This is a genomic window from Corallococcus sp. CA054B, assembly GCF_003611625.1.
Lineage (GTDB): Bacteria > Myxococcota > Myxococcia > Myxococcales > Myxococcaceae > Corallococcus > Corallococcus coralloides.
This window is the reverse complement of record NZ_RAVY01000092.1, coordinates 1-12,838: the sequence shown is the minus strand read 5'-3', so window position 1 is coordinate 12,838 and position 12,838 is coordinate 1. Positions and strand designations below refer to the sequence as shown.

13 protein-coding genes are annotated in these 12,838 nt (G+C 70.1%); 10 read left to right on the top strand and 3 right to left on the bottom strand.

Annotation, left to right across the window (positions count from 1 at the left end; all coding sequences use genetic code 11):
• The first annotated feature begins 6 nt into the window (after positions 1 to 6).
• The 3 genes from D7V80_RS22210 to D7V80_RS22200 all read left to right on the top strand — a co-directional run bounded on the left by D7V80_RS22210 (position 7) and on the right by D7V80_RS22200 (position 3,625).
• Positions 7 to 1,152 carry a hypothetical protein gene (locus D7V80_RS22210; RefSeq protein ID WP_120590052.1) on the top strand — a complete coding sequence of 382 codons (1,146 nt, stop codon included), beginning with the start codon at positions 7 to 9 and terminating at the stop codon, positions 1,150 to 1,152.
• A gap of 99 nt (positions 1,153 to 1,251) precedes the next feature.
• The gene (locus tag D7V80_RS22205; RefSeq protein ID WP_120590051.1) at positions 1,252 to 2,505 is read left to right on the top strand and encodes a cytochrome c; all 1,254 of its coding nucleotides are present in this window, start codon (positions 1,252 to 1,254) and stop codon (positions 2,503 to 2,505) included.
• Positions 2,506 to 2,773: 268 nt separating this feature from the next.
• Positions 2,774 to 3,625 carry a DUF5995 family protein gene (locus D7V80_RS22200; protein ID WP_147447177.1) on the top strand — a complete coding sequence of 284 codons (852 nt, stop codon included), beginning with the start codon at positions 2,774 to 2,776 and terminating at the stop codon, positions 3,623 to 3,625.
• Between the two features lie 9 nt (positions 3,626 to 3,634).
• Here D7V80_RS22200 and D7V80_RS22195 read toward each other — a convergent pair whose 3' ends face one another.
• Complete coding sequence (locus tag D7V80_RS22195; protein WP_233585609.1) at positions 3,635 to 4,963, bottom strand: BamA/TamA family outer membrane protein; 1,329 nt, start codon at positions 4,961 to 4,963, stop codon at positions 3,635 to 3,637.
• Positions 4,964 to 5,243: 280 nt separating this feature from the next.
• On the opposite strand from D7V80_RS22195, the gene D7V80_RS22190 reads away from it, so the two are divergent.
• Both D7V80_RS22190 and D7V80_RS22185 read left to right on the top strand, forming a co-directional pair.
• Positions 5,244 to 5,720 carry a MaoC family dehydratase gene (locus D7V80_RS22190; protein WP_120590048.1) on the top strand — a complete coding sequence of 159 codons (477 nt, stop codon included), beginning with the start codon at positions 5,244 to 5,246 and terminating at the stop codon, positions 5,718 to 5,720.
• Positions 5,721 to 5,814: 94 nt separating this feature from the next.
• Positions 5,815 to 6,966: a fatty acid desaturase gene (locus tag D7V80_RS22185; protein WP_120590047.1), complete on the top strand. Its 1,152-nt coding sequence runs from the start codon at positions 5,815 to 5,817 to the stop codon at positions 6,964 to 6,966.
• Between the two features lie 3 nt (positions 6,967 to 6,969).
• Here the strand turns inward: D7V80_RS22185 and D7V80_RS22180 are convergent, their stop codons facing one another.
• Entirely contained in the window at positions 6,970 to 7,467 is a 498-nt protein-coding gene (locus tag D7V80_RS22180) for a hypothetical protein (protein WP_120590046.1), read from the bottom strand.
• Between the two features lie 138 nt (positions 7,468 to 7,605).
• Between D7V80_RS22180 and def the strand changes: the two genes are divergently transcribed.
• From def to D7V80_RS22155, 5 genes are all read left to right on the top strand, one after another.
• Positions 7,606 to 8,232, top strand: a complete 627-nt coding sequence (def, locus tag D7V80_RS22175; protein ID WP_120590045.1) for a peptide deformylase — start codon at positions 7,606 to 7,608, stop codon at positions 8,230 to 8,232.
• A complete protein-coding gene (locus D7V80_RS22170) occupies positions 8,229 to 9,296 on the top strand; it encodes an NADH:flavin oxidoreductase/NADH oxidase (RefSeq protein WP_120590044.1) in 1,068 nt (355 codons plus the stop codon). The genes def and D7V80_RS22170 overlap by 4 nt, the downstream gene beginning before the upstream one ends.
• Before the next feature lie 19 nt (positions 9,297 to 9,315).
• A complete protein-coding gene (locus tag D7V80_RS22165) occupies positions 9,316 to 10,164 on the top strand; it encodes an MBL fold metallo-hydrolase (protein WP_120590043.1) in 849 nt (282 codons plus the stop codon).
• Positions 10,165 to 10,193: 29 nt separating this feature from the next.
• On the top strand, positions 10,194 to 11,354 hold the full coding sequence (locus D7V80_RS22160; RefSeq protein WP_120590042.1) for an FAD-dependent monooxygenase: 1,161 nt from the start codon (positions 10,194 to 10,196) through the stop codon (positions 11,352 to 11,354).
• 68 nt (positions 11,355 to 11,422) lie between these two features.
• Positions 11,423 to 11,932, top strand: coding sequence for a hypothetical protein (locus D7V80_RS22155; RefSeq protein ID WP_120590041.1), 510 nt, complete (start codon positions 11,423 to 11,425; stop codon positions 11,930 to 11,932).
• Here the strand turns inward: D7V80_RS22155 and D7V80_RS22150 are convergent, their stop codons facing one another.
• On the bottom strand, positions 11,933 to 12,697 hold the full coding sequence (locus D7V80_RS22150) for an alpha/beta fold hydrolase (protein WP_120590040.1): 765 nt from the start codon (positions 12,695 to 12,697) through the stop codon (positions 11,933 to 11,935).
• Positions 12,698 to 12,838 lie beyond the last annotated feature (141 nt).

Sequence of the window (12,838 nt, the reverse complement as noted above, 5' to 3'; positions counted from 1 at the left end):
TCCGCCATGCAAAGAGCTCTCTTCTTCGGATCGCTCCTCGGCGCGGCCCTGCTGAACGCCGGCTGCCAGGAATCCTCCAACAACCCCGCGGCGTCGACCTTCACGCCGCGCCCCACGTATGAAAACCGCGAGCCAGAGGGCCTCACCTCCCGGGTGACCGGCTTCACCGTGGACCCGGAGGCATACTTCTTCAACCTGGCCGGCTGCGCGCCGACGCCCGAGCAGTGCCAGCTGCCGCCGCTGTACGCGGAGTTCAGCCCGCTCTTACAGCGCGCGGTGGTGGAGAACGCGGCCATCACCCTGCTGGACTCCGCCACGGGCCAGGTGCTTGCGGAGAGCGGCGTGGTCGCGCCGTCGGACGCCAACGGGGTCTGGACCCTGGACAAGGTGCCCACGCGCCGGGGCGCGCCGTTCTTCGTGCTGTCGCAGGTGTCGCCGGAGATGCCGGGGATGCCGGCGATACCGAGCGGCAAGCTGGCAAACAACGCCGTGATGCCGCTGCCGCCGCCGATGTTGACGCTGCAGTCCGTGCCGGAGGGCGACTACGTGACCACGCTGACGGTGCGGCCGGTGGTGCCCGCGCACAGCGCCTGCGTGGGCCTGGAGGCCCTGCAGATGAGCGACAAGGGCATCCTGGAGGCGGTCGCGAAGTATCTGTCCTTCGAGGGCACGTCCACCACGGTGGCGGACCTGCTCAACCCGGGCCGCTTCGGCGGCGTGACGGTGTTCTGGCTGTACCGGCCGGGCTTCCCGGTCTTCCGCGTGCCGGCGGCGAACACCACCGTGGAGGCCAGCGCGGGCCGCGTGCTGAACATCGAGTGGGCGCCCCCGGGCGTGCTGCCGGAGCCGCTCAATCTGCTGCAGTCCGCACGAGGCTTCTTCATCCCGCCGGGGCCTCCGGCGCCCTACAGCTCCCTGGGCCTCGTCGCCGTCGTCCACCCGCCGTCGCCGCCGGGGCCGCCGCCGGTGGTCCACTTCGAAGCGAAGGACTCCACCACGAGCGATCCGGAAGGGCGCCCGTGGGTGCTCCAGCCGCTGGATCTTCCCGTGGCCCCGCGCACGGTGACGTTCGCTGGCCTCCAGATGTACAGCAAGACGCCCTCGACGACGCCCCAGATTCCCCCGCCCAGCACCTGCCTGCCGGGCCAGTAGCCGCCTCACCCGTCCCAACGCCGGCGCTCCGTCCACTCCATCCCGTGGAGCAGACGGAGCGCCGTGTGCCGTCCCCGTTCATCCGGAGAAGCGTTCCCCATGATGAAGAAGATCCTGATCGCCATTGGTGCGTTGGTCGCCCTGGTCCTGATTGGCGCGGGCACCGCCATGGGCGTGGCCAGCCACAAGATCAACAAGACGTATGAGCATGTGGCGCTGCCCAACATCACGCGCGACAGCTCGCCGGAGGGCATTGCCCGCGGTGAGCAGGTGTTCCGCGCGGTGTGCGCGGAGTGTCACGCGGGCGGTGGCAACACCAAGCCCACGGGCGTGCAGATGCACGATTTCCCGCCGGAGCTGGGCACGTTCTACTCCGCGAACATCACCTCCGACCCGGAGAAGGGCGTGGGCGCCTGGACGGACCAGGAGATCGCCCGCATGGTGATCAACTCCATCGACAAGAACCACCACGTGCGCCCCATGCCCGCGTTCCCCAACATGGGTGACAAGGACCTGGCGGCGGTCATCGGGTTCATGCGCTCCGGCCACCCGGACTTCGCGCCGGAGAAGTCCCAGCCGCCGCGCTCCACGCTGACCCCCATGGGCCGGATGGTGTTCTCCTTCGCCATGGGCATCAACGACAAGGGCCGCACGGAAGTGGTGCCCGTGCCCGCGAAGGCGGCGGACTCCGTGGAGTACGGCCGTTACGTGTCCGCCAGCGTCTACGACTGCGTCTTCTGCCACTCGCCGGGCTTCGAGGGCAGCGCGGTGAAGATGCAGAAGCCGGAGACCGTGCTGAGCGGCGGCTTCGAGTTCGACATGGTGCCGCTGGGCGGCGAGGGCAAGCTGCTGTCGCCCAACATCACCGTCAGCGAGACGGCCGGCATCGGCAAGTGGACGCTGGACGAGTTCAAGCACGCCATGCGCACGGGCGTGACGCCCACGGGCCACATCCTGCGCGCGCCCATGCCCAAGTACCGCTACGCGGACGACGTGGAGCTCACCGCCATCTACACCTTCCTGCGCTCCATGAAGCCCAACGACACCGTGGTGCCGCCTCCCGCTGGTGGCCGCCCCAAGGCGGAGCCCTCCAACGACCCGGAGAAGATGTTCAGCTCCCTGGGCTGCGCGACCTGCCACGCCCCCGGCAAGGCCTACGAGGCCAAGCTCCAGGGCGCCAAGGGCAAGGCTCCGGAGGAAGTGGCCAAGTGGATCCGCAACCCGGAGTCCTTCAAGCCCGGCACGCAGATGCCCACCTACGAGTCCCTCGTCGATGAGAACAACGCCCTGGCGCTCGCGAAGTACGTCCTGGGCAGGACGGGCGGCACCGTGAGTGAAGGCACCGCTCCCTGAGTTTGGCATCCGTGTGACAAAGGCCCCCGCGTGAGTGTCAACACGCGGGGGTCCGGTGAAACATCACGTTTCTTCCGGGGGGTGGGCGTCACAGGAAGTACAGGTTCAGATAAGCTTTCATGCGAAGTCGTTCCCCCACCCCGCGGAGCGTCAGTCCATGAATGTTTCACCGGCCTCCCCCTCGGCTCACCGGTCGCAGCGTCCCCAGCCGCTTCACCTCCACGAGACAAAGGCCCCGGATGCGCAGGGGCCCATCCGGTTGGATGACGTGCTCTGGAATCCGGTCAACGCGGAGGAGGCGCTGGAGGGGCTGGAGAAGATCCTCGCCCGGCTGAACGCGCGCAATGACTCACGCGCCATCTTCCTGGACATCTACGCCATCGTCACGCGCAAGGTCGTCCACCTGCTGAGCCGGGAGGACGCGGGCGGCTTCCTCGAACCCGAGTGGCTGTCTCACCTGACGGGCCGCTTCGCGGAAGAGGCGCTCATCGCGGTGCGGGACTCGCTGAAGAACCTGCCGCTGCCCACCGCGGCGTGGCGCTTCGCGACGCACTACCCGGCCCAGGGCCTCACGCAGCCGTACCAGGACGCGCTCCTGGGCGTGAGCGCCCACATCAACCACGACCTGGGAATGGTCGTCTACGACAACATCGCCCACCAGTCGCCGCCGGTGGATGCACGCCGCCTGGCGCGCTACCGGCATGACTACTTCCACGTGAACGAGATCCTCCGCTCGTGCATCCCGGAGTGCGTGGACCTGCTCGCGGAGCGCTACCGGTGCGCGTCCACGCGGCTGCTCCTGCGCGTGCCCTTCAGCCGCCCCGTGGTGGAGCGGACGGTGATGCGGATGCTCATCGTCTGGCGCCAGCGCGTCTGGGACAACGTCGTCGCGATGCTGGAAGCGCAGACGCCGGAGGAGCACCAGGCCGTCGTGGAGCGCGTCCGCACGACGTCCGGCCGCATCGCGCAGGCGCTGTGCGCGGACAAGGCGCTCTGGTGGACGGTGCGCGGCGAGTCGCCGCCGTTCAGCCTGGGCCTGCCGCCGGAGGCGTGGCCCGGCGTGGTGCCGCCTCCGGAGCCCGGGCCGGAAGTGGACGCGAGCGCTGCCCGCGCCAGCTAGCGGACCGCCTCAGGAGGGCGTGACTCCGGCCACGAGGTAGAAGCGCACCTGGCCGGAGTTGACGGCGTAGGCGACGTCCACGCCCAGCAGGGGCAGCACGACGTTGTTGAGGTACAGCCGCAGGCCCCCGCCCACGCCCTGGGCCACGGTGACGGGGTTCTGGCCGGTGATCGTCTCCCGCAGGTAGTTGCGGATGACGCGTCCGTTGGCGTCGAGCAGGAGCCCATCCTCGGGCACGTCCTTCCACGCGACGGCGCCCGTGTCGGAGAAGGCCACGCCCCGGAAGGCCAGCGACTTCACCTTGAAGAGGGGGAAGTGGTACTCGGCCGTGAAGGTGAGCCGGCTGTCGCCGCGGAACTGCCGGTACTGGAAGCCGCGCAGCGTGTTGCCGCCCATCACCAGCTCCTGGTGGAAGGGCAGGTCCGTGCCCAGGATCAGCTCTCCGCGCAGCACCAGGTTGTTCTCCTCGAAGAAGCGGATGCCGTGGCGATAGAGGAGGCCGAGCTTGCGGTAGTCGAACTCGCTCCACACGTCCGGGGTGGACACCTCGTAGGAGGCCTCCAGGTTGAGCCCCTCCGTCACCGCGTGCAGCGTCTGGCGCGTGTCCAGGCCCACCATGAGGCGCAGCGACGTGTCCCGCATGGCGGGGCCGGTGGAGAAGGGCGGCGTCGTCACCGGCAACTTGGGGTCCGGAGTCTTCGCGTCGATGCTCGACAGGCGGTACTTCGCCGCCGCGCGCACGCGCTCGAAGAGGATGAAGCCCAACTCGGCGCTGAGGGACGCGGAGTTGAAGCGCGTGCGCCGGAGGACCTCCGGGTCGTCCTCGCTGGCGTCCATGCTGTACTCGTCCACGCGGTCGCTCTTGAGCTGCCCCTCCAGGCTGAACTTGAGCTGCGGCAGGCCGAAGAGGATCGGATCCAGGAAGCCCATGTACAGGCCGCTCTCGCCGGTGCTCACCTGCGCCGCCACGACGAACTTCTTCGCGCGGCCGCCCAGGTTGTTCTCCGCGTAGAGCAGCCCGCCGCCGGTGTTCGCGGAGGACAGGGCCACCGTGGGGGCCACCACCCACGACGCCTTGTCCTTCACCCGCAGCACCAGCCGCACGCGCCCGTCGGGCATCGGCTCGGTGCTGACACGGACATCCTGGAAGAGCCCCGTGGCCAACAGGCGCCGCTCCACCTTCTCCAGTTCCTCGCTGTCCACCTCGTCGCCCACGCCCACCTGTCCGAACGAGCGCACCGTCGAGGACTGCGTCTTGTTCGCGCCCTCCACCGTCACGTCTCCGACCTCGGAGCGTAGGGAGGAGGACACGGGCAGGTCCTCGTCGGCGTGGGCCATGGAGGCCCCCAGGCCCGTCAGGACCAGGGCGAGGACGGACAGGTGATGGCGGAAGCAGGAGAGAAGCACGCACTGCTCATACTCCACGAGCCGTGGGCGCTGGTTGTTTCGACGCGTGTCGAACGGCGCGGGCGCGCGATGTTCAACGTTCGGCGTCCGGCCCGGCCCACCGACGGCTCCCCGTGCGCCCTGGAGGACAGTGGCATCTGGACGGGCGTCCCGGGCCTGGACGGATTATGCTCATAATGTTGGCGGACATCCGTCCTGGAGGGACGTGGGCATGGCATCGACGGCAGAGGGCGGGCGCCAGGAGTTGTTCCTGGACGACCTGTCCGTGGGGCAGAAGTTCTTCAGTGACACGCACACGCTGGACGCGGCGCAGATTGTCGCCTTCGCGCGGGAGTTCGACCCGCAGGGCTTCCATCTGGACGACGCCACGGCGAAGGACACGCTGTTCGAAGGGTTGGCGGCGAGCGGCTGGCACACGGCCGCCATCACCATGAAGCTCAACGTCCAGAGCGGGCTGCCCTTCAAGGGCGGCATCGTGGGGGCGGGCGGGGACATCCGCTGGCCCAGGCCGACGCGCCCGGGGGACGTCCTTCACGTGGAGAGCGAGGTGCTGGAGGTGACTCCCTCGCGCACGCGGCCGGACCGGGGCATCGCCACCGTGCGCAGCGAGACGCGCAACCAGAAGGGCGACGTGGTGCAGGTGCTGGTCGCGAAGCTGGTGCTGCCCCGTCGCCCGGCGAGCGGGTGAGCGGGACGTGACGCTTTGCGTGAGCGCGGGCGGAGGTTACGGTGCGGCCCGCATTGGACGGGGTCCCCGTCCCGCTCCCAAGGAGTCCCTTCGCATGTCCCGCGCTGCCCCTGACTTCGACCTGGCCTCCGTGGACGTGGAGGGCTTCTACCGGGAGCTGAAGGAGCTGCGCGCCCGGCTGGACGCGGACCTGGGTGAGCCGGACGCGGCGCACCTGCGGAAGATGGAGCGCTGGGGGAAGGTCGCGTCGGTGCTGGGCGTGGCCACGGCGTGGATCGCCCCCAACCCGCTCTCCGCGGTGGCGCTGGGCCTGGGCCGCTCCACGCGCTGGCTGCTGATGCACCACGTGGGGCACCGGGGCTATGACCGCGTGCCGGGCATGCCCGCGTCGCGCACCAGCAAGGGCTTCGCGAAGGGGAACCGCCGGTTCGTGGACTGGCTGGACTGGATGCTGCCGGAGGCGTGGGTCTTCGAGCACAACGTGCTGCACCACTCGCACACCGGCGAGGAGGCGGATCCGGACCTCCTGGAGCGCAACGCGGAGGGCTCGCTGCGTGACACCGGCCGGCCGCTGGCGCTGCGCTACGCGCAGCTGGCGCTCCTGGCCGTCACCTGGCGCGCGAGCTACTACGCGCCGGAGACGCTGGGTTCGCTGCGCCGCAAGGGCCGGCGCGAGGGTGGGGCGCTGACGCGCACGGAGCTGCGGGAGCTCTTCACGCGCTGCTACCTGCCGTACGCGACCGTCTTCTTCGGGCTGTACCCGGCGGCGTTCCTGCTGGTGTCGCCGTGGGCGGCGTTCAGCGTGTTCTGCAACTCCGTGATGGCGGACGTCGTCACCAACCTGCACACGTTCTTCGTGGTGGGCCCCAACCACACCGGCGAGGACCTGTACCGCTTCGACTCCGCGCCCGCGAACAAGGCGGAGCGCATGGTGCAGCAGGTGGTGGGCAGCGCGAACTACCGCACGGGCGGCGACCTCAACGACTACGCCCACCTGTGGCTGAACTACCAGATTGAGCACCACCTCTGGCCGGACCTGCCGATGCTGAAGTACCGCGAGGCGCAGCCGCACGTGAAAGCGCTCTGCGAGAAGTACGGCATCCCGTACGTGCAGGAGAGCGTCTGGACGCGCGCGCGGAAGATGGTGGACATCATCGTGGGCAAGGCGTCCATGAAGCGGCTGGTGAAGCCCGCGGCGCCCGGGATGTCGGCCGCCGACGCCCGGGCGGAAGCCTCCGCGGCCTGAGCGTCAGGCGGGCGGCGCGCGGCGGCGGCGGGGCAGCGGGGCGAGCGCCACGGGCGTTGCTTCCGTGGCCGTGTCCTCCTGCCGCACGGCCTCCGCGTTCACCACGCGCACGCCGTCGGGTTGGACGGGCAGCCCCAGGGTCTCCACGAAGAGGCGGTAGCTCTCCTCCAGGCGGCGGTGCAGCGCGCTGAAGGTCTGGTGCGCGGTGCCGGGCATGTCCTCGGTGTAGGTGAAGTACCAGCGAAGCTCGTCCAGCCGCCCGTAGAAGTGGTCCACCACCGCCTGCTCCTGTTCGGTCAGGTGGATGAGCTGGGCGAAGGCGCCGTCCGCGTAGCGTGAGGCCACCGTCTCCACCAGCGGGTCGCGGCTGCGCAGGCGGGAGAAGAGGAGGAACATCTCCTCCCGGCGTGCGGCCAGCCTCCTCATGATGCCGGCTGCGTCGAGGGCGAGCAGGTTGCGCACGCGCGCGGTGGTTTCTTCGGCCTTCTTGCGGCGAGCCATGGTGCGACACAGCCTACCGTCAGTGGCACCCCTCCACGCCAGGGGCTGCCCTCTTCGTGGGGAACCGGGCGGCCGGGCCCATGCTGCCCCCATGGCGGTGCGGCGCGGCGGGAGAGCGGTTGTTACGGTGGGGCCACCATGGTGCTCAAGATCGTCCAGGCAGGGGAACCGGTGCTGCGCCAGCGCGCGCGGGAGCTGACCCCGGAAGAAATCGGCAGCGAAGACACGCGGCGGCTCATCCAGCTGATGCGCGACACGATGCGGGACGCGCCCGGCGTGGGGCTCGCGGCGCCCCAGGTGGGCGTGGGCCTGCGGCTGGTGGTCATCGAGGACCGCGCCGAGTACCAGGCCGGCGCATCCCCCGCGGACCTGGCGCTGCGGGAGCGCGCACCGGTGGCCTTCCACGTGCTGATCAACCCGAAGCTGGTGGTGGAGGACCCCACGCCGATGGAGTTCCACGAGGGCTGCCTGAGCGTGAACGGCCTGGCGGCGCTGGTGGCCCGGGCGCGCGGCGTGCGGGTGGAGGCGCTGGATGAGAACGGGCAGCCGGTGACGGTGTCCGCGCGCGGCTGGTACGCGCGCATCATCCAGCACGAGCTGGATCACCTGGACGGCACGCTCTACGTGGACCGCATGGAGACGCGCAGCCTCACGACGCAGGAGAACCACCGCCGGCACTGGCTGGGCAAGAGCACGGCCCAGGTGCGCGCGGCGCTGGGACTGCCTGAGCAGACCCCTTCGCTTCCCCGAAAGGACCCGACATGAGCAGCAAGCTGTTCTCCCCCTTGAAGCTGCGGGACATCACCTTGCGCAACCGCGTGGTGGTTTCGCCCATGTGCCAGTACTCGAGTGACGACGGCTTCGCGAACGAGTGGCACGTGGTGCACCTGGGCAGCCGCGCGGTGGGGGGCGCGGGGCTGGTGGTGATGGAGGCCACGGCGGTGGAGCCGGAGGGCCGCATCTCGCCGCAGGACGTGGGGTTGTGGAAGGACGCGCACGTGGAGCAGCTGGCGCGCATCAACCGGTTCATGCACCAGAACGGCGCCGCGTCCGGTGTGCAGCTGGCGCACGCGGGCCGCAAGGCCTCCACGCCCCGGCCGTGGGACGCGGGCAAGCGCGTGGAGCCGGAGCACGGCGGCTGGCAGGTGCTGGGGCCCACGACGGAGGCGTTCGAGGAGGGCTACCCGGTGCCCACCGCGCTGGACGAGGCGGGCATCCAGCGCATCGTGAAGGCGTTCGCGGACGCGGCGGTGCGCGCGAAGGCCGCGGGGTTCCAGGTCATCGAGCTGCACGCGGCGCACGGCTACCTGCTGCACGAGTTCCTGTCGCCGCTGTCGAACAAGCGGACGGACAAGTACGGCGGCACGTTCGAGAACCGGACGCGCTTCGCGCTGGAGGTGACGCGCGCCGTGCGGGCGAAGTGGCCGGAGTCGCTGCCGCTCTTCATGCGCATCTCCGCGACGGACTGGGTGGAGGGCGGCTGGACGCCGGAGGACTCGGTGGCGCTGGCGCGGCTGGTGGCCAAGGAGGGCGTGGACCTGATGGATTGCTCGTCCGGCGGCGTGGTGCCGTACGCGAAGATTCCGGTGGGGCCGGGCTACCAGACGCAGCTGGCGGAGCAGGTGCGCAAGGAGGCGGGCATGCTCACGGGCGCGGTGGGGATGATCCGCTCCGCGTACCAGGCCGAGCACATCCTGGCCACGGGGCAGGCGGACGTCGTCTTCCTGGCGCGCGAGCTGTTGAGGGATCCGTACTGGCCGCTGCGCGCCGCGAAGGAGTTGCGCGCGGACGTGCTGTGGCCGCACCAGTACGAGCGCGCGAAGAACTGATCGGCGTAGGCTTCCGCGCATGCTGACCGAGGTGCAGGCGGGGCCCTATACCGTGCGCGGCGTGTCCGTGGGCGGCGTGTACACGTCGCTCCTGGTGCCGGAGCTGGGGGTGCTGCTCGACGCGGGCATTCCCATCCGCTCCTTCGCCACCACGGACCGCGTCTTCCTCAGCCACGGGCATGCGGACCATGCGAGCGCGCTGGGCTCGCTGCTGGGCATCCGCGCGCTCGTGGGGAAGGGGCCGCCGTTCGTCTACCTGCCGGCGGAGATTGAAGCGCCCGTGCAGGAGGCGCTCGCGGCCCTGGGGCGCCTGCACCGGATGAAGTCCGACATCCGCACCGTTCCCATGCGTCCCGGCGACACCGTGAAGGTGCAGCAGGACCTGTGGGTCCGCGCCTTTCGCACGCACCATCCCGTGCCGTCGCTGGGCTACCAGTTCCTACGCCGTGTCGCGAAGCTCAAGCCCGAGTTCCGCGAGCTGCCTCCGGCGGAGATTGGCCGCCGTCGTCAGGCTGGCGAGCCGCTGTTCGATGAAGTCGAGCGCCTGGAGCTGGCCTACTGCACGGACACGCTCTCCAACGTGCTGGAGCGCCAGCCGTCCCTGTTCGACAGCCGCGTGCTCATCCTCGAGTGCACGTTCATCGACGCGGAGCGCACCGTGCGCGACGCGCAGGAGCGGGCCCACATCCACCTGGAGGAGATCGCCTCCATGGCGGACCGCTTCCAGAACGAGGCCCTGGTGCTGATGCACTTCAGTCAGGCTTACAGCCCCGCGCAGGTCCACGCGACGCTCCAGGCCCGTCTGCCGGCGTCGCTGCTCGAGCGCGTGCGAGTCTTCGCGCCTGACGCCGGCCGCTGGTTCGGTTGACCCGTGGCGCCGGTGTAACGGAGGCCGCCATGACGTCCGCATCCCCCCGCCACGTCCTCATCGCCGGAGCCGGCATTGGAGGCCTCACGCTGGCCTGTGCCCTCCAGCGCGCGGGCCTTCGCGCCACCGTGTTCGAACGCGCCGAAGCCCTGCGTCCGGTGGGCGCGGGCATCATCGTGCAGATGAATGCCGCGGTGGCCCTGCGCCGCATCGGCCTGTGTGACGCGGTGGTCGCGGAGGGTGAGCGCGCGGAGCAGACCCTCATCCTCGATTCGACGGGCGCCCGGATCACCGCCGTCGACGTGCGCTCGCTCCAGGAGGAGCTGGATATCCCGATGGTGGCCGTGCACCGCGCGCGCCTCCAGGCCGTCCTTCGCGCCCACGCGGGCCCGGAGGAGGCCGTGCGGCTGGGCGTCAGCGTGACGGGCTTCGAGGACGACGGCGCCCGCGTCACGGTGACGCTGTCCTCGGGTGAGACCGTCACGGGCGACGTCCTGGTGGGCGCGGATGGCCTGCGCTCCGTTGTACGGACCGGGCTGCTGGGCGCGCAGCCCACGCGCTACTCCGGCTACACCAGCTGGCGCGGTGTCTGTCCGGGCGCGGACCTGGTGCCAGCGGGCCAGCTCACCGAGACGTGGGGACCCGGGGCTCGCTTCGGCATCGTGCCCATTGGCCATGGCGAGGTGTACTGGTTCGCCACGCTGAACGCGCCCGCGGGGGCGGAGGATGCGCCGGGACAGACGCTCGCCGTCCTCCAGGAGCGCTTCGCCGGATGGCACGCGCCCATCGCGAAGCTGCTCGCGGCGACGCCCCCCGAGCGCGTCCTGCGCACGGACATCCACGACCGTCCTCCGGTGTCGCACTGGAGTCGGGGCCGCGTGACGCTGCTGGGTGACGCCGCGCATCCGATGACGCCGAACCTGGGGCAGGGCGGCTGTCAGGCCATCGAGGACGGCGTGGTGCTGGGGGAATGTCTCGCGGCGCCGGGCAGCGTGGAAGACGCACTGCGTGCATACGAATCCCGCCGGGTGAAACGTGCCAACGCGCTGGTCGTGCGCTCACATCAGGTGGGACGTGTGGCCCAGTGGGAGAATGGAGCCGCGCGTTTTGTCCGCGATGCACTATTCCGGCGTGTCCCGCAGTCGGCCGCGAGACGCGAGCTATGGACGCTGGTCCAAGGCATGCGCTGAGACGTATCAGGCTTTATAGAGTTTGTCTTTGCCGGGGAGAGAGCAGCCTGCCCTGGCGGGGGGAACTCATGCAGACGAAGCCCACGCGGTTTGCCGCCCTTGTCCTCGTGTCAACGGCTTCCTGTCAACGCACTGAAACACCAGAGGCCGCCGCACCGCCAGGCGCTCCCAATGTCGTCACGGGTACGCCGGATGCCGGCACCGGCGACGTCAACGCCCGGATCCAGAGCATCCTCGGGGAGCCCGCGAAGTACGAGCAGGCCTTCGCGTCGTTCCAGAAGGCGGTGGCCGCTCACGACGCGAAAGCCGTCGCCGCCCTGGTGGCATATCCCTTCACCGCGAACGTGGGCGGCAGGAAGGTGAAGCTGCCCGACGCCGCTGCGTTCGTGAGGCACTACGACGTCATCGTCACGCCGGCTATCGCCAACGTCATCACCCGGCAGCGCTACGCGGACCTCTTCGTCAACGCCGACGGCGTGATGTTCGGCCAGGGCGAGGCGTGGCTCAACGGCGTTTGCAAGGACGCCGGGTGCAAGGACTTCGACGTCCGGGTGATCGCCATCCAGTCCGCGAACTGATCAGGACCGTGTGACGGACGCGAGGAACGGCAGGACGCGCGGCAACACCTTGGGCGCCTTCGCCCAGGCACCGCCGTGGTCGGCGTGCTCGATGGTCGCGAACTCCGCGCCGGCTCGCTGCGCCACGGCCTTCATGGAGTCGTGGTACGGGTCCATCGCGCCGCAATAGAGCAGCCCCGGCTTGCTGGAGCCCACCAGCGCCGCATCCAGGCCCGCCGAGGTTTCACAGGCCTTCATGCACAGCCGGAGCGCGTCCAGGTCTCCCGCGTCGATGGCCTCCGCCAGCTCCGGCGCGCGCCGTGCTCCCATCAGGAGCAACTGGAACCAGTCCACGGTCGTGCCGGGCTTGAGCTGCTTCTCCAGGGCCGCGTAGGCCACGGGCAGGCCCACCACCGGATCCCAGCCGCCCACCACGTACGAGGCCAGCCGCTCCGGCGCGAAGGACGCCAGGCCACACACCGTCCAGCCGCCCATCGAGTAGCCCCACGCATGCGCCCGGTCGATGGAGAGCGTGTCGAGCACCGACAGCGCGTCCTCCACGCGATGCTTCAGCGCGTAGGCCTCCAGGTCGTGCGGCGTGTCGCTCTGGCCGTGCCCCAGCGAGTCGAACGTCACCACCGTGTACGCGTCCGTCAGCGCGGGCAGGTACCCCTTGAGCGACCAGTGCGAGCCCAGCTGGAGCAGGCCGTGCAGGAGCAGCAGGGGAGGGCCGTGGCCCTGGACCTCGTAGTGGATGCGGCGGCCGGACCTTGTCGCGAAGGGCATGGCGTGGCGATTCCCTAAGCCAGGGGAAGTAAGTCCTGTCAGGGGGTAGCGCGAGGCGCAAGCAGACTGAGCCGTCCTGAGCGCCGCAAGCGGTGCAGCAGTCGGACGGCTTCCGGATAGAACGCCTCGCGCTGCTCGGTC